Raw genomic sequence first — 21,073 nt, forward strand, 5'->3', positions numbered from 1 at the left:
GAAGTGCTGCTGTTTTTCCTGGCGGCCAGTTTTCTTCATATCTTTCCCCTGGTTCAGGCTGATTATCTCTATAACGACGATAACTGGCGGGCGCTGGTGGCGGGCGAGGGCTGGGGCGAGGAAGGGCGGGTTGTCATCGAGCTGTTCTACAACGCCCTTTCGTTTGGTTCGAAAGCGCCAGATCTGTTTCCTTTGCCATTGTTCGTCGCCACCGCGGGCATCTCGTTTGCGCTGAGGTCGCTGACGTTTTTTTATTTCAAACGGCCGACGTTTGTTCATTGCCTGGTCGTCCTGCCGATCTGGTACAACCCGTTCTTCTTGCAGAACCTGTCCTACCACTACGACGGACCGGCGATGGCATTGGGACTGGTGGCGCTTGTTTACGCCGCAATCTGGTCCAACGGCAGGGCCTGGCGAGACGTATGGATACCGGCATTGTTACTGGCCGTGGCCCTCGCGATCTATCAAGTGCTCATCGGTTTTTTTATCGCCATGTGTTGTGTCGATGTGATCAGACGGGTGTGGGAGGGCGAGCCGTCGGAGCAAGTACTGCGGTTCATTACGCGCAGGCTTCTGGTCATTGTCGGCGGCGGGTTGGTCTATTACGTCACGGCTTATCAACTGATGACCGGAGCGCGTCAGGCGTTGCTGCCGCTGCAAGCCAGCAGCCTGATGGAAGTAGGCGACCGGCTTTTTTTTCTTGCGCATCTGCTGGTTGAAGGGGCCCGACCTTGGGTCTGGAGCGGTGCGTTGCTCATGCTGGTCGGGTTCGCATGGGCAGGCATCGGGTTGTTCCGTCGTCCAGACCTGCTTTGGCGAAAAGCACTGCTATTGCTCGTTTATCTACTGGCCCTTCCAGTGATCCTGTTCTGCATCCCTGGCATCACGCTGTTATTTGCCGAGTTCAACTACGGTGTCAGGACGCTGGTGGCTTTTTCGGCGTTGTTATTGCTGACGTTCTTTCTGAGTCTGCAAGTACTCACCCGTGTCCATGCAGGACTGGGACTGGTCTTGTTGATTCCGTTGTTGGCGATGTTGTCATTCTCCTTCGGACACGGCCGTGCCCTGTCGCTGCAAAAGGAACAGGAAGCCGTGGTGCTGGCTTCGCTGGCTTATGACATCAACCATTCGCCGCTGCGCGATAAAAGCCGTCTCTACATGGTCCCGGAACTGAAAGCCAACTGGCTCCCGGCCGCCAGCGGATTGTTCGCGGCGATGCCGGCTCAACGGTACGTGCTGGGCGTGGGCTACGTATTACTGCCGGAAAGCTTGCCTCGAGCGGGCATCACCAACGTGTATCTCGCCAAGGATGCAGAAGTGGTTGCATCGATCCGGCGCGGGGATTTCCTGCCGGTGGTGTCTACTGGGTTTTATGACCTGTTTGTCATCAATGACAGCGGCTACATCTTCATGAAAAAACCGCAGGCTGATCCTGATGTGGCGCCCAAGTTGTGTTTGATGGTTGATATCGAGCGGTGTCGCTGAACGGCCGCGGCAGCTGGCAAACCGGGTGCTGGATTGTCCGATCCGCATTAGCAAACACAGCGCATCACCCCGTGGCGAGGGAGCTTGCTCCCGCTCGGCTGCGCAGCAGTCGCAACCGGGCTGGCGCGGTCTGACTGTTGTATCGCGGTGCCTGTCTTGGGGCCGCTGCGCGCCCAGCGGGAGCAAGCTCCCTCGCCACAAGGGCTGGTGCGTGCTAGCAGGTCGATGTTTAGGCAGCCGCTATTTCCTGAGGCTCAAAACTGTCCGCCCGTGCCAACTGCCACATCCGTGAGTAGAACTCGCCATTGACCTCACCAGTCAGCAGCTCCCCTGGTTTGAGGAAGACATGCAGTTGGGAGAACAGCTTGATCTCGGTGGCCGACATGCGCCGCACCAGGTGCTTGGGTTGCAGTTGCGAAGGGTGGTCGAGGCCGGCGGCGGCGAGCATTTCGGCCAGGGCCTTGAGGGTGTTGCGGTGGAAGTTGTAGACCCGCTGGGCTTTGTCCGGGACGACCAGGGCGCGCTGGCGCAGGGTGTCCTGGGTGGCGACGCCGGTGGGGCATTTGTTGGTGTGGCAGCTTTGTGACTGGATGCAGCCGATGGCGAACATGAAGCCGCGCGCGGCGTTGGCCCAGTCGGCGCCGATGGCCAGGACACTGGCGATGTCGAAGGCGCTGACAATCTTGCCGCTGGCGCCGAGCTTGATCTTGTCCCGCAGGTTCAGGCCCACCAAGGTGTTGTGCACAAACAGCAGGCCTTCGCGCAGCGGCACGCCGATGTGGTCGGTGAACTCCACCGGCGCGGCGCCGGTGCCGCCTTCCTTGCCGTCGACCACGATGAAGTCGGGCAGGATTCCGGTTTCCAGCATGGCCTTGGCGATGCCCATGAATTCCCACGGATGCCCCAGGCAGAACTTGAAACCCACCGGTTTGCCGCCTGACAGTTCGCGCAGTTGCTGGACGAACTGCATCAGTTCGATAGGCGTGGAAAACGCGCTGTGGCAAGACGGCGAAATACAATCCTCGCCCATGAGTATGCCCCGGGTCTCGGCAATTTCCCGGGTGACCTTGTGCTTGGGCAGAATCCCGCCGTGGCCCGGCTTGGCGCCTTGACTCATCTTGATTTCGATCATCCGCACCTGCGGGTTCTGCGCCTGGATTGCGAAGCGCTCCGGGTCGAAACGCCCGTCGGAGGTGCGGCAACCGAAGTAACCGCTGCCCAATTCCCAGGTCAGGTCGCCGCCGTGTTCGCGGTGGTAAGGGCTGATGCTGCCTTCGCCGGTGTCATGGGCGAAATTGCCGAGCTTCGCGCCCTGGTTCAACGCCCGGATGGCGTTGGCACTCAGGGAGCCGAAGCTCATGGCCGAGATGTTGAACACCGACGCCGAGTACGGCTGGGTGCATTGCGGGCCGCCGACCGTGACGCGAAAGCCGCTGGGGTCGCTCAACGGGGCCGGGCGCATGGAGTGGCCGATGAATTCGAAGCCGGTCTGGTAAACGTCGATCAAGGTGCCGAACGGTTTGTCGGCGCTTTCGTTCTTGGCCCGCGAGTACACCAGCGAGCGCTGGGCGCGGGAAAAGGGCAGGGCGTCGCTGTCGGACTCGAGCAGGTATTGGCGGATCTCCGGGCGGATGCCTTCGACCAGGTAGCGGATGTTGCCCAGGATCGGATAGTTGCGCCGTACCGCGTGACGGCTTTGCAGCAGGTCGAACACCCCCAGCAGGCTCAACAGCCCGGTCAACAACGCAATCGGCCAGAGCCAGTCGTGTTGCAGGAACGGCAGGCTGGCCAGGGTGAAGATCACACAGCCGGCGAAGAAGGCGTAGCGGCTCAGCAACGATAGGCTCATGCGGGTTCCTTGGGGGAGAGCGATTGGCGAGACATTAGCGTGGAATGCAACCCCGTGGCGAGGGAGCTTGCTCCCGCTCGGCTGCGCAGCAGTCGTAAAACCGGATCCTACGCAACGACTGGATTACTGCGACGGGCCATTTGGGGCTGCTGCGCAGCCCAGCGGGAGCAAGCTCCCTCGCCACAAAAGCCATCTCGCTGAAATTAGAACTGCGGTCGCTCACCCCGCCAATTTCATCTGCCTTACCGGCAGCTCCACGCGAAAGGTGGTCCCGACGCCGACTTCGCTGCGCACCGTAATCTCGCCGTGGTGTTTTTTCACGATGCCGTAGGACAGTGACAGCCCGAGCCCCGTGCCCTGGCCGATGGGTTTGGTGGTGAAGAACGGGTCGAAGATTTTCTGCAGGGTTTCCGGTGGGATGCCCGAGCCGTTGTCGGCGACTTCGATCCAGACGTTGTCGCCCTCGACCCCGTTGCGCAGGGTGATGGTGCCGCGCTCGGGGCCGATGGCCTGGGCGGCGTTGACGATCAGGTTCATGATCACCTGGTTGATCTGCGACGGCAGGCATTCGACTTCCGGCAGAGGGCTGTATTGCTTGACCACGTCGGCCTTGTATTTGATTTCGTTGGCGACGATGTTCAACGTCGAATCCATGCCCTGCTGCAGATTTGCCATCTGCCATTCCTGGCTGGAGTCGACGCGGGAGAAATCCTTGAGGTCCTTGACGATCTGCCCGACGCGAGCGATGCCGTCCTTGGATTCCTTGATCAGTATTGGAATGTCCTCCACCAGGAAATCCAGTTCCACCTGTTCGCGCAGGCTTTTCAAATTCATTGCCAGCTCCGGCGAGGCGATGGCCTGTTCGGCGCTGCCGTAGGCCTGGAGCATTTCCTCGAGTTTGCTGAAATAGCCACCCAAAGCGCCGAGATTGGAAGAAATGAAGCCGATCGGGTTGTTGATTTCGTGGGCCACGCCGGCCGCCAACTGACCCAGCGAAGCGAGCTTTTCCGACTGCACGAGCTGGCTTTCAAGCATCTTGCGTTCGTCGATTTCCATCTGCAGCAATTCGCTGGCCTGCTTGAACGCCAGGGTGCGTTGCTCAACCAGGTCTTCGAGCTTGTTCATTTTCAAACGGGCACGAGAAGTCATTTCCCATTTGGTGGTCAGGGTATTGGCCATCTGCTGGACTTCGATGTTGTCGAAGGGCTTTTTCAGTATGAGCAGGCGGTCATGGCCGTTCAGGCGATCGAGCAATTCGTCCCAGGAATAATCCGAATACGCGGTGCAGACCACCACTTGCAATTGCGGGTCGACTTTCCACAGCTCTTCGATGGTCTTGGCCCCGTCCCAGCCTTCGGGCATGCGCATGTCGACGAAGGCCAGGGCATAGGGAAGCTCCTTGGCCAAAGCCCCTTGCAATTTCCCCAGGCCTTCCTGGCCACCGTAGGCCGAGTCGAGTTCGAACACGGTCGCGGCGGGTTTCGGGGCCTCGCCGAACAGCGCGCTTTCCATGTCCTGCAGGTCGCTGTCGCTTTCGTCCTCCGGGGTCAGGATCTTGCGGAAATCGTCGTGGATGGCGGGCGTGTCATCAATCAAGAGGATGCGCCGGTTGCTCAGGCTGTTCATGGCTCACCTTCTGCGAGTTTCAGGGGCAGCTGCAATACAAACGTCGCCCCGGTACCAGGCCCCTCGCTGTGTGCGGTGAGGTGGCCGTTCATTTCAATCGCCGCCAGTGCGCAACTGTGCAGGCCGAACCCGTGGCCGTCCTTACGGGTGGTAAAACCGTGGGCGAAGATGCGTGTCATGTTCTCTTCCGGGATGCCTTCGCCTTCGTCCTTCACGCTGATCTGCAGGGTCTCATCGTCTACGACGGTGGCCTTGAGCGTCATGTTCCGTGCATGGTTGGAAACCCCGGCCATGGCGTATTTGGCGTTGCTGATCAGGTTGATCAGGATCAGCAGCAAGCGGTGTTTGTCGCCCATGATCCGCGGCACTTCGCCGTAGTCCTTGATGACCGTTACATGGTGGCGGGTCAGGGCTCCGGAGTTCATGCGCAGGGCATCTTCGAGCAGTTCGCTGACCACCAGGGGTTCCATCAGGCTGTTGGCGCCGGCGTAGGACTGCTGCGTGGAAACGATGTCCTTGATGTGATCCACGCTCTTGCTCAGTTGCGCCAGTTCGTCGGTCAGGCCTTGTTGTTCCACCGCGATGGCTTCCACCAACTGGTTGAGGTAGCCGGGCAACAGCTTGCCTTTTTCGTCCTCGGTGAGGAAATGCCCCAGGTCGTGGTTGTGTTCGTTGATCAGGTTCATCGCCTTGCCCAGCCCCAGGGCCTTGCTGCTGCGCAGCTTGCGGCTGACCAGGTCGGCGGAGATGTTCACGCTGTTGAGCACGTTGCCGACGTTGTGCAATACGTTGGTGGCGATTTCCGCCATGCCGGCCTGGCGGGCGGTGTCCATCAATTCGCTCTGGGTGTCCTTGAGCTGGCGGGTGCGCTCTTCGACCCGTTGTTCGAGTTCGTCGTTGGCGGTTTGCAGCGCACTGTTGACCCGCTTGATCTCGCCGAAACTGCGCACCAGCCGAACCGCCAGCCAGATCAGGATCAGCACCAGGAGGGTAGCGAACACCAGCAACATAATGTGGTTGCGCTGATGCTTGGCGGCGGCTTTTTCCTGGTCCTTTTCCAGCAGGCTGGTGATGGTGTCCAGGCGGGCGGCCAGGGGGACGGCCTCGAAATCGCGCAGTAGCTGGTTGACCAAGGGTTGCTCACGCAGGATCAGCGCAATGTGCCTGCGCAGGATTTCCACGGAGCTGACGAGCCCGTCCGGCAAGCGCTCCTTGTTGATATCCAGCTGGTTGAGGCCCATCAGGATTTCGGCAGCCTGATCCTGCGTGGTGATCTGCGCGAACTCCAGCGTGGCGAGCAGCAGGTCGTAGGTGTCGATGGTGGCGCTCTGCAGCCGAAGCTTGTCGTTGTCGGACAGCAGGGAGAACTGGCGCTGGATATCGTCTTCGGCGGTGGGCAGGAAAGCCAGGGAGTTGCGCAGCACCGCGTTATGGGACTTGAACTGTTCCACCAGGCGGGTTTTTTCCTTGAGTGCCTTGAGGTACTCGTCGCGCTGGGTCGACCAGAGCTCGGGCGCATGGCGGCCCGGCTCCGCCTCGATGGCATCGAGGCGCTGCCACAGGCGCGTCATTTCATTGAGCGGCGAGACTAGCGGGTCGTAGTTGTGGCTCAGGGCGATTCGCGACTTGAGCACTTCGTTGTCCCAGATCCCGTCCTGCTGCTTGAGCAGGCGGATCAGGTCGCGCGATTCGATGTGCGAGGCGGCTTGTTGGGCGCCTGATTCGATGTACATGAACAACAGGACTGAGGCCAGCAAGACGCCGATGAAAGCCAGGCCGAGGCGGCGGGAGAGACTGTTCATAGCGGCTTGCCCTCCCATTCGCCAGTGAGGGTCTTGAGGAACTCGACGATCAGTTCGGTATCGTTTTTCAGCGGTTCGCGACCCAACTGGTACTTGAACATGACTTCCACCGCGCGCTCCAGGGTCGGCGCGGAGCCGCCATGGAAATACGGCGCGGTGACGGCCACGTTGCGCAGGCTCGGCACCTTGAACACCTGGCGGTCGGCTTCGTCGCCGGTGATGTTGAAGCGGCCGTTGTCGGCCCGGGTGGGGTTGCCCCGGTCCTGGATGTAGTCGCCCATCACGCCGAACTTCTGAAACATGTTGCCGCCGATGTTCACGCCCTGATGGCAGGCGATGCAGCCGTATTCCTTGAAGCGCTGGTAACCGAATTTTTCCCGGGGGGTGAGAATGTCGGTGTTGCCCAGCAGGTATTGGTCAAAGCGCGAATTCGGCGTCAGCAGGGTGCGCTCGTAATCGGCGAGAGCGCCCTGGATGTTGGGCTGGGTCACGCCGCCGGGGTAGGCGTCGGCAAAATCCTTGGCGTAGCCCGGATCGTCGGCGATGCGCTTGACCACCGTCTTCCAGTCGCTGCCCATTTCCCCGGGGCTGGTCACGACGATGTGCACCTGTTCTTCCAGGGTATCGACGCGACCGTCCCAGAACTGATGGAAGTTCAGGCTGGCGTTGAACACGGTAGGGGTATTGACCTCCACCGGCTTACCGTCGAAGCCCAGGGAAAACTGCTTGTCATCGGCGCCGCCCTTGTCCAGGCGATGGCAGCTGGCGCAGGACAGCGTGTTGTTGACCGACAGCCGTGGGTCGTTGAACAGCCGCTGGCCCAACTGGACCCGCTTGGGGTCCAGGGCCGGCGCGGCGGGCAGGGGTTTGAGCGGTTCGTCCAATGGTTCTGCGTGAGTGACCACGCTGTATCCCAGAAGCAGGCAGAGAGCCAGAATCAGTCCGTGTGACGCCATGGGATGCTTTCCTTGAAACTTCGGTTTATGGACTCAATTGCTCATGAAAACGGATTCGGTTTTTTTTCCCATGCCGCCATCCACTGGGCAAAGGCCTGCGGCTCCACGGCCTTGCTGAAGTAATAGCCCTGGGCTTCCTCGCACTGGTGCGCCTTGAGGAACGCCAGTTGCTCGCGGGTTTCCACACCCTCGGCAATGATGTGCAGGTTCAAGCTCTTGCCCAGGCTGATGATGGTGCTCACCAGTTTCGCGTCGTTGCTGTCGATGCTCAGGTCGCCGACGAACGACTGGTCGATCTTCAACACGTCCACCGGAAATTTCTGCAGGTAACTCAGGCTCGAATAGCCGGTGCCGAAGTCATCGATGGCCAGCCGTACCCCCAGTTGCTTGATGGCCTTGAGGGTAGCGACGGTGGTATCGATGTTCTGCATGAGCACGCTTTCGGTGATCTCCAGTTCCAACTGTGTCGGGTCCAGGCCGGTTTCCTTGAGGGTGCGCGCAATGCCTTCGACGAAACCGCGCTGGCGAAAATCGATCGCCGAGACATTCACCGACAGGTACAGCGGCCGCATGCCATCTGCCTGCCAACGACAGGCCTGCTGGCAGGCTTCCTGGAGCACCCACTGGCTCAGCGGTACGATCAGCCCGCTGTCTTCGGCCACCGGAATGAAATCCGACGGATAGACGAGCCCCTGGTCGGGCCGGTTCCAGCGCACCAGCGCCTCGACACCGACCACCGTGCCGCTCGTCAGATCGAGCTTGGGTTGGTAATGCAGCACGAATTCCTTGCGTTGCAGCGCCAGGCGCAAACCTGATTCGATGGTCTGCTGCTGCCGTGCCCGGCGGTTCATGTCCTCGGTGAAAAAGCGGTAGTCGTTGGGGCCGGTTTCCTTGACGTTGCGCATTGCCGTCTCGGCTTTCTTGATCAGCGCCACGGCGTCGAAACCGTCGGTCGGGTACACGCTGATGCCCAGGCTCGCCGTCACCGTCAGGTCATGGCCGTCGATGGGGTGCGGAGAGTTGATCGCCGCGAGCAGTTTTTCCGCCACGCCCTTGATCAATTGCGGATCGGCGACGTCGCCGAGGATCACCACGAACTCATCGGAGCCGTAGCGAAACACCGAGTCGGATTCACGCACCACGGTGGCCAGGGTGCGTGCCACCCGCTTGAGCATTTCATCGCCCACCGGATGGCCCAGCGCATTGTTGATGCGCTTGAAGCGGTCGAGGCCGATGAACATCACCGCCAGCTGCCGGTCATGCCGGCGGCACTGGGCGAGGGCCTGGGTCAGGCGGTCGCCGAGTAGCATGCTGTTGGGCAGTTCGGTGAGGACGTCGTATTGCAGCAGGTGAGAAACCTTGAGCAGTTCCTGGACTCGCTCTTCGATCGTGCGCTCCAGGCTGCGCATCTTCCGCGCTGCGTCTTGCGCCAGTTGCCATTTCCAAGTCATGGCGCTGGCCATCTGGCGGATTTCCAGGGTGTCGAACGGTTTCTTGAGAATCAGCAACTGGTCGTCGAATTCGATGCGTTCGGACATGGTTTCCCAGGAATAGTCGGAATACGCGGTGCACAGGGCAATTTGCAGCCGCGGGTCGGCTTTCCACAGCTGTTCGATGGTTTGCAGGCCGTCCCAGCCCGGCGGCATGCGCATGTCGGCGAATACCAGCGCATACGGCTGGCCCTCGGCCTGGGCGCGCTTGACCAGCTCCAGCGCTTCCTCGCCCTGATAGGCCGAGTCGATCTGGAATTGCAATCGATTGACCTGCGGTGTGCCGAACAGCAGGCTCTCGGTGTCGTCCAGCGAATCGTCATTGCCGGCGCTGGGGCTGAGGATCTTGCGAAAATCCTGGTGGATGGCGGGCGTGTCGTCCACCACCAGGATTCGCCGGTTGGCAGGTACCGACATGGGGTTCATGGGTTGCTCTCCGATAGCTGGCTGGCCGGCCGGGTCCAGTGGTCCGCCACCGGCACGATGGTACCGGCCTTGAGCAGTGCGGCCGCCTGGTCGCTGTCGACCACGGTACTGAAGTAATGCCCCTGGGCCTGCATCGAGCCGCCGCTGGACATCAGGGTGGTGCGTTGTTCCTGGGTCTCGACGCCTTCGGCAATGATGCCGATGCCGACGTCCCGGGCAAAGTTGATGATCGCCCGTAGGGTCGTGGCGTTCTCCGGATCGGCGTTGGCGCTGTCGAGGAATCGCTGGGCGAGCTTGAGATGGTTGACCCGGTAGGTCTTCAGATAATCGAACGAGGAATACTCGGTGCCGAAATCATCGATGGCCACCTGCACGCCGAGTTCGCACAGGCGGGGCAGCACGTCGTTGTGGGTCCATTTGGTCTGGGCCAGGGTCGCTTCGGTGACATCGAAGCGCAGGTCCCAGGGCGCCAGCTCCCAGCGCGCGGTGGTGCGCAGCACGTCGTAGATCAGTTCCGGGCCGGTCTTGAGCTGGGTCAGGGACAGGTCGATGGCGATCACCGGCGGCGCCATGCCCTGGTCGCGCCATTGGCGCATCTGCTGGCAGGCCTGGTCCAGGACCCAGTGACCGAGGCCGATGATGATCCCGGTTTTCTCGGCGGCAGGCATGAACGCCGCCGGCTCCAGCCAGCCGCGTTCGGGGTGGTTCCAGCGCACCTGCACGCCCATGCCGAGGATCTTGCCGGTGCCGAGGTCGACTTCCGGCAGGTAGTGCAAATGCAGTTCGTTGTTCTCGATGGCCTGGCGCAGGTCATTGGCCAGGGCGACCCGGTCGGTGACTTCCTGATTGATCTCTTCGTTGTGGAAGTGATATTGGTTGCGGCCCTTCTCTTTCGAGCGGTACAGGGCCATGTCGGACTGCGCCATCAGGCTGTCGGCGCTCAGGCTTTGTGGCGTGTACAGGCTGATGCCGATGCTCACCGAGATGCGCACATCGTTGCCGTCCAGGAAATAGGGCGCCACCAGCGCGTCACGGATTTTGCCGGCCAGCGCGGCGCAGTGCGTCGCTTCGTGGACATCCAGTTGCAGGATGGCGAATTCATCGCCGCCCAGGCGCGCCACCACGTCGTTTTCCCGGGTACAGCCCTTGAGGCGCGCCGCGACTTCCTGCAACAGCAGATCGCCGATGGGGTGACCGAGGGTGTCGTTGATGCGCTTGAAGTGGTCCAGGTCCAGGTAGAACATCGCAAACGGCGCCGCCCCCCGGCGCGCGGCGGCGAACGCCTGGTGCAGGCGCTCGATCATGGTGGCGCGGTTGGCGAGCGCGGTCAGGCCGTCGGTGCGGGCGAGCAGGGCGATCTTTTCCTCGGCCACTTTGCGCTCGGTGATGTCGAGGATGATGCCCTCGACTTCCAGCAGCAGGCCTTGTTCATTGCGCACTGGAATGTAGCGGTTCTCCACCCAGCGAAAGGTGTCGTCTCCGGTGCGCATGCGAAACTCGATGGACGCCCCGGCCGTGTCGCGGTCCAGGACGCGGACCATGGCCTCCTGGACCTTGCCCTGATCGTCGGGGTGGATCAGGGTTTGCGCCCAGTCCGGCGAACTGATCAGTTGCGCCGCGACATGGCCGAACTTGGTGATGTTGTGCGAGATGTACATCAGCGGGAACGGCGGCTCGCCACGCAGGCGATAAAGAATGGTCGGGCTGTTCTGCACGATGATATTGGCGTCGGCCAGTTCCCGGGTGCGTTCCTCCACGGCCCGTTCGAGCATGTCCATTTTCAGCGCCGCGTCTTCGGTCATCTGCCATTTGACGGTGAGGGTGCTCGCCATCTGGCGGATCTCGATGGCGTCGAAGGGTTTCTTCAGGATCAGCAGGCGATCACCCAATTCCAGGCGATCGGCGATGTCCTCCCAGGAGTAATCCGAATAAGCGGTGCACAGTGCCACTTGCAGCTTGGGGTCGACGCGCCACAGCCGCTCGATGGTTTCAAGACCGTCCCAGCCTGGCGGCATGCGCATGTCGATAAAGGCCATGGCGAAGGGTTTACCCCGGGCCAGGGCCGTTTCCACCTTGCTCAAGGCCTCCATGCCCTGGAATGCCGACTCCAGCTCGAAACTCTGGGCGGCGATCACCACCGGTGCGCCGAACAAGGCTTCTTCGGCGCTGCTCAGGCTGTCTTCGGGGATCACATGGGGGGCGAGGATCTTTCGAAAATCCTCATGAATCGTTGGCGTGTCGTCGACGATCAGGATCCGCCGATTGGATCTATCCATCGGCAGGCTCATGGCCGTGCACCGTCGAGATGCTGACTATGGAACCGTGGGAACATCTGATATCCCTTTCGCTGGCATGAGTATTCGGCCTGTACTTGGCCCTTCATGAGGTACAGCATAGTCGGCTCAAGGAAACCGCGCGGTGCATGGTGGCGAATTGTGTCTAAATGTCCGCTATCTACTAGCCTGTCTGTCAGGGGTAAGGTAGAACGGTGATCGTCAATAGGAGGGGGTGCCAATGGAAGATCAATCGTCGAACGTTCCTGCTGCGAAGCCGACGGTGTTGCTGGTGGATGACGAAGAGTCGATTCTCAACAGCCTGCGCCGGCTGTTGCGCAGCCAGCCGTATGAAATCCTGCTGGCCGACAGCGGTGCGAAGGCCCTGGAAATCCTCAAGGAGCGGCCGGTCGACCTGGTGATGACCGACGCCCGGATGCCGAACATGGACGGCGCCACGCTGCTGGCGGAAATCCGCAAGCTGTATCCATCGACCTTGCGCATCCTGCTCACCGGCTACGCCGACGTGGACATGATGACCAAGGCCATCAACGAGGGGCAGCTCTATCGCTACCTCAGCAAACCCTGGAATGACGAGGAACTGGTGCAGGCCCTGCGCCAGGCCTTGGCCCACCAGCATTCGGAAAGCGAGCGTCAGCGCCTCGAAGCGTTGAACCGCGAGCAGAACCAGCAACTCAAGACCCTCAACGCCACGCTGGAAAAACGCGTGGCGTCGCGCACCGCCGAGCTGCAGCAGACCGCCGATATGCTCGACCTGGCCTACGAAGAGCTCAAGCGCAGCTACGTGACTGGCACCGAAGTGTTCTCGCTGATCGCCAACCTGCGCCTGCCCAAGGCCAAGCAGACCAACCGGCAGATCATCGAATTGATCCGGGTCTACAGCCGGCTCAATTTTCTCGACGAGTCCACCGACCGCGACCTGACCATGGCCGCCGCCCTCTACAACATCGGCAAGCTGAGCTGGACCGATAACATGATGGTCACGCCCGCCGACATGCTGCACCACAGCGAACTGGAACTGTACCGGGCCTATCCGAAGCAGAGTGAATCGCTGCTGATGACCCTCGACCCGATGAAGGACGCGGCGCGCATCATCCTCCATCACCAGGAGCGCTGGGACGGCAGCGGTTTCCCCGATCACCTCAAGGGCGAGGCGATTCCGTTCGGTTCGCGGCTGTTGAAACTGGCGGTGGATTTCATCGAATTGCAGCGCGGGTTGATCCTGGAGCGGCAGATGAACAGCGATGAAGCGCTGGTCTACATCCGCAAATACGCCGGCAAGCTGTACGACCCGAACATGGTCGAGGACTTCATCAAGGCCTGCGCCGAGTACCTGGAAGACGTGACCTTGTCCGACCCGACGGTGAAGGTCGTGACCACCCGCGAGCTGGCGGCCGGCATGGTCCTGGCCCGCAATCTCAATGCCGACAACGGGATGCTGTTGCTCAATGCCGGCAAGGTCATGAGTGCTCCGCTGATCGAAAAACTCATCGCCTTCGAGGCGATGGAAGGGGCGCGGTACAGCGTGTTCGTCAAGATCCCCGAGGAGGAAGCGGATCCTTCGGTGCCGAAGCCGATTTTGGGGTGAAACCGCTCCAGCTACCACTGCGGTTCCTTGTGGGAGCGAGCCTGCTCGCGAAAGCGTTCTGTCAGTCAAAATAGTCTGACTGACACTCGGTCTTCGCGAGCAGGCTCGCTCCCACAGGGGAATTGTGTTGGGTTGGAGGGGGAAGCCAGGCTTTGCTCCCACCGCCGGCCCCTGTAACCTGCCCCGGCATTTTCCGCCCGAGGCCTTTTTGACCATGACCACTGCTCTCATCCGTATCGCCGCCGCCCTGCTCATCGGCCCTGACGGCCGGACCCTGCTGGTACGCAAGCGCGGCACCCAGGCCTTCATGCAGCCGGGTGGCAAGATCGAGGCCGATGAACAACCGGTCCAGGCCCTGGCTCGGGAGCTGGAGGAGGAACTCGGGCTGAGGATCGACCCGGCGCATGCTCGTCACCTTGGACAGTTCAGCGCGCCGGCCGCCAACGAGCCGGGTTTTACCGTGCAGGCCGAAGTGTTTTTGCTGGACATCGATGCTCAGGTTTCTCCCGCCGCCGAGATCGAGGAAGTGTGTTGGATCGATCCGGCCGGCACCGGCGATTTGTTGCTGGCGCCGTTGACAGGCGAGGTGATCCTGCCGTTTTATCGAGCCACTTGTCTCGCGACCTGCTGATTCAAAACTCAAGGACTGACGCCATGATTCCATTGCCGGACCTGCTGATTTTCGCCGCCGCCGCGTTGTTGATGGTGCTCACGCCCGGCCCGAACATGATCTACCTGATTTCCCGTTCGATCTGCCAGGGCCGCAAGGCCGGCGTCACCTCCTTGCTTGGCGTGGTGGCGGGCTTCTTCGTGCACATGTTCGCCGCGGCGGCGGGGCTGACGGCGGTGTTCCTGGCAGTGCCGATGGCTTATGAAATCCTCAAGTGGGCCGGTGCGCTTTATCTGCTCTGGCTGGCCTGGCAAGCGGTGAAGCCGGGGGCTCGCTCGCCTTTTCAGGCCCAGCAGTTGCCGGCGGACTCGACCCGCAAACTGATCACCATGGGTTTTCTCACCAGTGCCTTGAACCCTAAGATCGCGGTGTTCTACCTCTCGGTGTTTCCGCAGTTCATCAGCCCGGAGCACGGCTCGCTGTTCACCCAGAGCATCATCCTCGGGCTGACTCAGATCAGCGTGAGCTTCAGCGTCAACCTGCTGATCGCACTGTTCGCCGCCGGCATCGCCTCGTGGTTTGTTCACAACCCGACCTGGCTGGCGGCGCAGCGCTATTTCATGGGGTTTGTTCTCGGTGCGCTGGCGCTGCGACTGATGCTTGAGCAACGGCGCTCGGCGTGAACATCCGACGGCTGAAGGTGGCTGATGCCCAGGGCTATCGGGAGTTGATGCTCCAGGCCTATGAGTTGCATCCAGAGGCTTTCACCTCCAGTGCCAGTGAGCGGGCGACGCTGCCCATCAACTGGTGGGAGTCACGCCTGACCAGCCGGCTCGATGTGATCCTCGGGGCATTCGTGGAGGACGAACTGGTGGGTATCGTCGGCCTGTCCCTGGAGCCTCGGTTGAAGGCCAGGCACAAGGCGACCCTGTTCGGCATGTACCTCGCCGCAGCCCATCGCCAAGGGGGGCTTGGCCAGCAGTTGGTCCAGGCGGCCCTCGACGAAGCCCGTCGTCACGCCTTTCTGCGGCTGGTGCAACTGACCGTCACCGCCGGCAACGACCCGGCCGTCAAGCTTTACCAGCGTTGCGGCTTCGTTTTGTACGGGCTCGAACCGATGGCGATTCGCGTGGGCGATGAGTATTTCGACAAGATCCACATGTGGCTTGAACTCTGATCTCACCGAAGATTGGAGTGATGGAGCTTTTGTGGCGAGGGAGCTTGCTCCCGCTGGGCCGGCTGGCGCTCCAGTGCGTAGCAGACCCTTTCTTGTGGCCGCTTCGCGCCCAAGCGGGAGCAAGCTCCCTCGCCACAAAAGCATTCAGCGCACGGCACTGACACCGTCGAGGGTGGAAAACGATGTGTCCTTGGCCGTCAGCAAAAAATCGCGCATGTACGGCGCGTCGAGCATGTCGGTGCGCACCGCCGCGTAGAGCGTGGCGAACAGACCCTTCTCCCCCAGCCGCTTGGCCTTCACGTAGCCCCGTGAGCTGTATTCATGCAGTGCCCAGTGAGGCATGCCACAGACGCCCCGGCCGCTGGCTACCAGTTGCATCATCATTACCGTCAGCTCGGAGGTGCGAACCTGGGCCGGTTCGATGTCGGCCGGCTCCAGGAAACGGGTGAAGATGTCCAGCCGATCGCGCTCCACCGGGTAGGTGATCAGGGTTTCGCTGACCAGGTCTTCGGGCACGATGTACGGTTTGCCCGCCAGTCGATGCTGGTTCGCCACCGCGAGCATCGCCTCGTAGGTGAATAGCGGCACATAGGTGATGCCCGCCAGCTCCAGCGGGTCGGAAGTGACCACCAGGTCGAGGTCGCCCCGGGCCAGGGCCGGCAGCGGGGCGAAGGCGAAGCCCGAGGCCAGGTCCAGCTCGACTTCCGGCCAGGCATCGCGGAACTGGTCGATGGTCGGCATCAGCCATTGGAAGCAGCTGTGGCACTCGATGGCCATGTGCAGACGCCCGGCGGTGCCGCCGGCCAGCCGCGCGATGTCCCGCTCGGCGCTGCGCAGCAATGGCAGGGCGGCATCCGCCAGTTGCAACAGGCGCAGGCCGGCGCTGGTGAACCGGACCGGTTTGGTCTTGCGCACGAACAGCTGCATGCCCAGGCGCTCCTCCAGTTCCTTGAACTGGTGGGATAGCGCGGACTGGGTCAGGTGCAGGCGTTCGGCGGCCTCCACCAGGCTGTCGGCTTCGCGCAGGGCGTGCAGGGTCTTCAGGTGACGGAGTTCAAGCACCGGGGTGGCTCCATGAGTAAAACTTGTGATCAACACGAAAAGGTTGAGTTTGTCTCATGTGGGTCCAGCTGTCGACAATGTCGCCATCTTTTACAGAAGGACATTCACCATGGCCCTGGCCCATACCCTCGGTTTTCTTCGCATCGGCGCCGATCGCCGCCCCGTGCGGCAAGCCCACAACCGGGTTCCGGAGTTTACCGCCGGGCAGACCTTCGCGCTGAGCTGGGAGCACCTGTTCGACGAGGTCGACGAAGCCCATGCGCTGGGGCATCGAGTCAAGCCGGCGATCATCGGCCCGCTGACGTACCTGTGGCTGGGCAAGGCCAAGGGCGGTGACTTCGACAAACTCGACCTGCTGGAAAGCCTGTTGCCGGTTTACGGCGAAATCTTCAATCGCCTCAAGGCTCAGGGCGTGGAGTGGGTGCAGATCGATGAACCGATCCTCACCCTCGACCTGCCGCTGGCCTGGCGAAGTGCCTTCGAGCGGGCCTACCACATCCTCCAGTATTCACCGCTGAAAAAATTGCTGGCGACCTGTTTCAGTGGCCTGCAAGACAACCTCGGCCTGGCGGCGGGCCTGCCGGTGGATGGGCTGCACGTCGACGCCGTGCGTGCGCCGGAACAACTCGGCCAGGTGCTCGATCGCCTGCCGACCTACAAGATCCTGTCGGTGGGCCTGGTCAATGGCCGCAACGCCTGGCGCTGTGAACTGGAACAGGCGCTGGCACAATTGCGACCGGCCCGGGAACGCTTCGGCGAGAACCTTTGGGTCAGTACCCTCGCCACGGGTGCTCAGCAATTCAGATAACCACTCGGCAATCTTCATCAAACTGTCACGCAACTGTGGCAGCGCGCTTGAACAAACTTCATCAGACTTGCGCTCTATTGGGGTTCTGCGTTCTGGTGTTTGTTCATGCGTGTATTCATTTTTCTGGCCGCATTGTTGTGCGGCCTGCCGTCGTTGGCGGCTTCTCGTTGTGATGTCAACGTCGCGACCCAACGGGTCGACCTGGACCAGGTAAGCCTGGCGTACCAGAGCATCGGCCGTGCTTCGGATCCCGCGCTGCTGTTGGTGATGGGGCTGGGCGGTCAGTTGATCCATTGGCCGGACGAAGTGGTGGTGGCGCTCTGCGAACAGGGTTTCCGGGTGATTCGCTACGACAACCGGGATGTGGGCCTGTCCGCCTGGCGCCAGGCCCCCGGCACTGCCAACCTGACCTTCGAAGCCTTGCGCTACAAGCTTGGCTTGCCGGTGGCCGCGCCTTATACCTTGACCGACATGGCCGGCGATGGCCTGGGCTTGATGGATGCCTTGCAGGTGCAAAGCTTCCATGTACTGGGCGTAAGCATGGGCGGGATGATCGCCCAGCACATGGCGGCGATGGCGCCGCAACGGGTCGAGAGCCTGACCCTGATCATGACCAGTTCCGGCGCCGCAGGCTTGCCGGCGCCCAGTGAAACGCTGGTGCAGTTGCTGTCACGACGCAGCGCGCCGAATCGTGAAGTGGCGCTTGAGCAACAGGCCGACCTGCTCGCCGCGCTGGGCAGCCCGATGGTGGTCGATGACCGGCAGGCCTTGCTGCATCAAGCCGCCGTGGCTTACGACCGGGCCTTCAACCCCGAAGGTGTGAAGCGTCAGATCATGGCAATCCTGGCCGAGCCGAGTCGGGTGGCGCTGCTCAATCAATTGCAGGTGCCGACCTTGGTGGTCCATGGCACCGCCGATCCGTTGCTGCCGGTGATGCATGGTGTGCATCTGGCGGCGCATATTCGTGGCAGCCAGTTGAAACTGATCCCAGGCCTGGCCCATCGCTTTCAAGAGGCCTTCAAGGAACCCTTGCTGGGCGCGGTGTTGCCCTACTTGCAGCAGCACCGCGAAGACACCTCGCACTGGGCGCAGGTCGAGCCGGCGCAGGCACCGAATCTGCTTTGATCTTCAAGACTCGCACGATCCCTTGTGGTGAGGGAGCAAGCTCCCTCACCACAAGGGGGGCTACCGTGCGCGAGCCTGCTTCACCAGCCATTCCATCAATTCCTGCAACTGGCCAGACACCTGGGCCTTGCGCGGATGCACCAGGTGATAACCCAGCCCGGTCCTGACCTTCAATTCGAACGGCGCCACCAGCCTGCCGGCGCTGAGGTCGTCGCCGATCAGCGACCAGTCGCCAATCGCCACGCCTGTGCCTTGAGACGCCATGGACATCGCCAGGTCCAGGGTTTCGAAATGCTGGCCCTTGCTGACGTTGTTCAGGTGGACGCCGGCCTCGGCGAGCCAGGCGTTCCAGTCGCGCTCGTCGGTGGTGGGGTGCAGCAGCAAGTGCTGTTGCAGGTCGGCGGGCGAGCGCAACGGTGCGGGGCCTTCCAGCAGCGGCGGGGAGCAGACCGGCGTCAGTTGTTCATCGAACAGGTGCAGGCGGGCCAACGAGGCATCGGGCGGCGGGCCGTAGACGACCGCCGCGTCGAAGGTTTCCTGTTGGAAATTCACGCCGTGCCGGACCGTGGTGGTCAGCTCCACCGGCACGTCTGGCCGCTCCTTTTGCCATTGCAACAGGCGCGGCAGCAACCAGCGCATCACGCAGGTCGGCGCCTTGAGTTGCAGGGCCTGGCGTTTCTCGCCGATCTGCTCCAGCGCCTCGCCGATCAGGCCGAACACCTGCTGCACCCGCGGCAGCCACGCCTGGCCTTCGGCGGTCAGGCTCAGGCCACGCGCCTGGCGGTGAAACAGCGCGTAACCCAGGTGCGCTTCCAGCCCGGCAATTTGTCGGCTCACCGCACCTTGAGTGATATGCAGCAGTTCCGCCGCGCGCGTGAAGTTGCAACATTGGGCGGTGATCAGGAAGGTGTGTAGCGCCGGCAGTGGAGGAAGTCGTTTCATTGAGGCCGAGCCATGACTTGAAGACATGGCTAGTATGACTTTTTATCGATTGTTGTCGCTATGGCCCGACCGTTCCAATAACGCCATTCCCGAAGAAAAAGGCGATGGCAATGGCGACGTGCGGCGAAGTATTGGTCAAGTTACTCGAAGCTTACGGTGTGGAGCAGGTGTTTGGCATTCCTGGCGTGCACACCGTCGAGTTGTATCGCGGCCTGGCCCGTTCGAGCATCCGTCATGTGACGCCGCGTCACGAGCAAGGCGCCGGGTTCATGGCCGACGGTTATGCGCGGGTCAGCGGTAAGCCGGGCGTGTGTTTCATCATCACCGGGCCGGGCATGACCAACATCGCCACCGCCATGGGCCAGGCTTATGCCGACTCGATCCCGATGCTGGTGATCTCCAGCGTGCAGTCGCGCAGCCAGTTGGGCGGCGGGCGCGGCAAGCTGCATGAGCTGCCGAACCAGAGTGCGCTGGTGGGCGGCGTGACGGCGTTTTCCCATACGTTGATGTCGGCTGCCGAGTTGCCCGGCGTGTTGGCCCGCGCCTTTGCCGTGTTCCAGGCCGGGCGCCCACGGCCGGTGCACATCGAAATCCCGCTGGACGTGCTGGTTGAGAACGCCGATGCGCTGTTGCGCAGCGCACCGGTCCGGGTCAGCCGCGCCGGGGCCGCGCCAGACGCCGTGGAGCAGATGGCGGCATTGCTGGCGACGGCCAGACGGCCACTGATTCTTGCCGGCGGGGGCGCCATCGATGCAGCAGCCGAATTGACAGAACTGGCCGAACGCCTCGGTGCACCGGTGGCGTTGACCATCAATGCCAAGGGCATGCTGGCGTCCCGGCACCCGTTGCTGATCGGCTCTACCCAGAGCCTGGTCGCGACCCGGGCCTTGGTGGCCGAGGCCGATGTGGTGCTGGCCATCGGTACCGAACTGGCCGAGACCGACTATGACGTGACCTTCGCCGGTGGCTTCGAGATTCCCGGTACGCTGCTGCGCGTCGACATCGACCCCGACCAGACCGTGCGCAATTACCCACCGAAACTGGCGCTGGTGGCCGATGCGCGAAGTGCTGCTCGCAGCTTGCTCGACGCGCCGAGCCTGCAAGCGCCCGCCGCACGCCAGGACGACTGGGGAGCGGCGCGTGTCGCGCGGTTGTGGGCTGAACTCGACCGACTATGGGATGCACCGACTCGCGCCCAGACCGTGTTTCTCGACAGCGTTTTACAGACGCTGCCTGACGCGGTTTTTGTCGGCGATTCCACCCAGCCGGTGTACACCGGCAACCTCACCTTCAATCTCGAACAGCCGCGCCGCTGGTTCAATTCCTCGACCGGCTACGGCACCCTCGGCTACGCATTGCCGGCGGCGATCGGCGCCTGGCTTGGCGGTGTCGATAACGCCCATGGACGCCCGCCGGTGGTGTGCCTGATCGGCGATGGCGGCCTGCAATTCAGCCTGCCGGAACTGGCCAGCGCCGTGGAAGCGCGGGTACCGGTGATCGTGTTGCTGTGGAATAACCAGGGCTACGAAGAGATCAGGAAATACATGGTCAACCGTGCCATCGAACCGGTGGGCGTGGACATCTACACGCCGGATTTCATCGGCGTCGCCAAGGCGTTGGGCTGTGATGCCGAGGCGGTTGAGGATGTGCCGTCATTGCGGGTGGCGTTGCTTGCTGCACGTGAGCGGCAGGGGCCGACGTTGATCGAGATTGATCAGGACCTTTGGGCGGCGAAGTATTGAGGTGCCTTTACTGGCCCCATCGCGAGCAAGCTCGCTCCCACATGGGAATCTCTGTTGGCTATAAATGTTGCGTTCACCGCCGATCCCTGTG

At 62.0% G+C, this 21,073-nt stretch carries 15 protein-coding genes and 1 pseudogene; 8 read left to right on the forward strand and 8 right to left on the reverse strand.

Going from position 1 to position 21,073, the window contains the following annotated elements:
- Window positions 1–3: 3 nt before the first annotated feature.
- On the forward strand, window positions 4–1,485 hold the full coding sequence (locus M1E16_RS05200; protein ID WP_458129351.1) for a glucosyltransferase domain-containing protein: 1,482 nt from the start codon (window positions 4–6) through the stop codon (window positions 1,483–1,485).
- A 229-nt stretch (window positions 1,486–1,714) separates the two neighbouring features.
- Here M1E16_RS05200 and M1E16_RS05205 read toward each other — a convergent pair whose 3' ends face one another.
- The 6 genes from M1E16_RS05205 to M1E16_RS05230 form a co-directional block, all read right to left on the reverse strand.
- Window positions 1,715–3,334 carry an FMN-binding glutamate synthase family protein gene (locus M1E16_RS05205; protein WP_458129352.1) on the reverse strand — a complete coding sequence of 540 codons (1,620 nt, stop codon included), beginning with the start codon at window positions 3,332–3,334 and terminating at the stop codon, window positions 1,715–1,717.
- A gap of 219 nt (window positions 3,335–3,553) precedes the next feature.
- Window positions 3,554–4,960 carry an ATP-binding protein gene (locus tag M1E16_RS05210; protein WP_458129353.1) on the reverse strand — a complete coding sequence of 469 codons (1,407 nt, stop codon included), beginning with the start codon at window positions 4,958–4,960 and terminating at the stop codon, window positions 3,554–3,556.
- On the reverse strand, window positions 4,957–6,762 hold the full coding sequence (locus M1E16_RS05215; RefSeq protein WP_434699591.1) for a DAHL domain-containing protein: 1,806 nt from the start codon (window positions 6,760–6,762) through the stop codon (window positions 4,957–4,959). The genes M1E16_RS05210 and M1E16_RS05215 overlap by 4 nt, the downstream gene beginning before the upstream one ends.
- Complete coding sequence (locus M1E16_RS05220; RefSeq protein ID WP_458129354.1) at window positions 6,759–7,718, reverse strand: cytochrome-c peroxidase; 960 nt, start codon at window positions 7,716–7,718, stop codon at window positions 6,759–6,761. The genes M1E16_RS05215 and M1E16_RS05220 overlap by 4 nt, the downstream gene beginning before the upstream one ends.
- Before the next feature lie 41 nt (window positions 7,719–7,759).
- Window positions 7,760–9,634 carry an EAL domain-containing protein gene (locus tag M1E16_RS05225; protein WP_458129355.1) on the reverse strand — a complete coding sequence of 625 codons (1,875 nt, stop codon included), beginning with the start codon at window positions 9,632–9,634 and terminating at the stop codon, window positions 7,760–7,762.
- Entirely contained in the window at window positions 9,631–11,922 is a 2,292-nt protein-coding gene (locus M1E16_RS05230; RefSeq protein ID WP_458129356.1) for a GGDEF/EAL domain-containing response regulator, read from the reverse strand. The genes M1E16_RS05225 and M1E16_RS05230 overlap by 4 nt, the downstream gene beginning before the upstream one ends.
- Before the next feature lie 226 nt (window positions 11,923–12,148).
- Here M1E16_RS05230 and M1E16_RS05235 point away from each other — a divergent pair, with 226 nt between their 5' ends.
- From M1E16_RS05235 to M1E16_RS05250, 4 genes are all read left to right on the forward strand, one after another.
- Window positions 12,149–13,516: an HD domain-containing phosphohydrolase gene (locus tag M1E16_RS05235; protein WP_434695732.1), complete on the forward strand. Its 1,368-nt coding sequence runs from the start codon at window positions 12,149–12,151 to the stop codon at window positions 13,514–13,516.
- Between the two features lie 214 nt (window positions 13,517–13,730).
- Window positions 13,731–14,147: an NUDIX hydrolase gene (locus M1E16_RS05240; protein ID WP_458129357.1), complete on the forward strand. Its 417-nt coding sequence runs from the start codon at window positions 13,731–13,733 to the stop codon at window positions 14,145–14,147.
- Between the two features lie 23 nt (window positions 14,148–14,170).
- On the forward strand, window positions 14,171–14,809 hold the full coding sequence (locus M1E16_RS05245; protein WP_434602926.1) for a LysE family translocator: 639 nt from the start codon (window positions 14,171–14,173) through the stop codon (window positions 14,807–14,809).
- Window positions 14,806–15,303, forward strand: a complete 498-nt coding sequence (locus M1E16_RS05250; protein WP_458129358.1) for an N-acetyltransferase family protein — start codon at window positions 14,806–14,808, stop codon at window positions 15,301–15,303. The genes M1E16_RS05245 and M1E16_RS05250 overlap by 4 nt, the downstream gene beginning before the upstream one ends.
- A gap of 144 nt (window positions 15,304–15,447) precedes the next feature.
- Here the strand turns inward: M1E16_RS05250 and metR are convergent, their stop codons facing one another.
- Window positions 15,448–16,365, reverse strand: a complete 918-nt coding sequence (metR, locus tag M1E16_RS05255) for a transcriptional regulator MetR (RefSeq protein ID WP_053124730.1) — start codon at window positions 16,363–16,365, stop codon at window positions 15,448–15,450.
- A 175-nt stretch (window positions 16,366–16,540) separates the two neighbouring features.
- On the opposite strand from metR, the pseudogene M1E16_RS05260 reads away from it, so the two are divergent.
- A pseudogene (locus M1E16_RS05260) lies at window positions 16,541–17,143 on the forward strand (5-methyltetrahydropteroyltriglutamate--homocysteine S-methyltransferase); the annotation flags it as partial.
- A gap of 135 nt (window positions 17,144–17,278) precedes the next feature.
- A complete protein-coding gene (locus M1E16_RS05265; RefSeq protein ID WP_458129359.1) occupies window positions 17,279–18,298 on the forward strand; it encodes an alpha/beta fold hydrolase in 1,020 nt (339 codons plus the stop codon).
- A 60-nt stretch (window positions 18,299–18,358) separates the two neighbouring features.
- Here M1E16_RS05265 and M1E16_RS05270 read toward each other — a convergent pair whose 3' ends face one another.
- On the reverse strand, window positions 18,359–19,240 hold the full coding sequence (locus M1E16_RS05270; RefSeq protein ID WP_458129360.1) for a LysR substrate-binding domain-containing protein: 882 nt from the start codon (window positions 19,238–19,240) through the stop codon (window positions 18,359–18,361).
- A gap of 110 nt (window positions 19,241–19,350) precedes the next feature.
- Between M1E16_RS05270 and M1E16_RS05275 the strand changes: the two genes are divergently transcribed.
- On the forward strand, window positions 19,351–20,982 hold the full coding sequence (locus M1E16_RS05275; RefSeq protein WP_458129361.1) for a 5-guanidino-2-oxopentanoate decarboxylase: 1,632 nt from the start codon (window positions 19,351–19,353) through the stop codon (window positions 20,980–20,982).
- Window positions 20,983–21,073: the final 91 nt, after the last annotated feature.

The organism is Pseudomonas sp. Z2-11 (assembly GCF_054161305.1).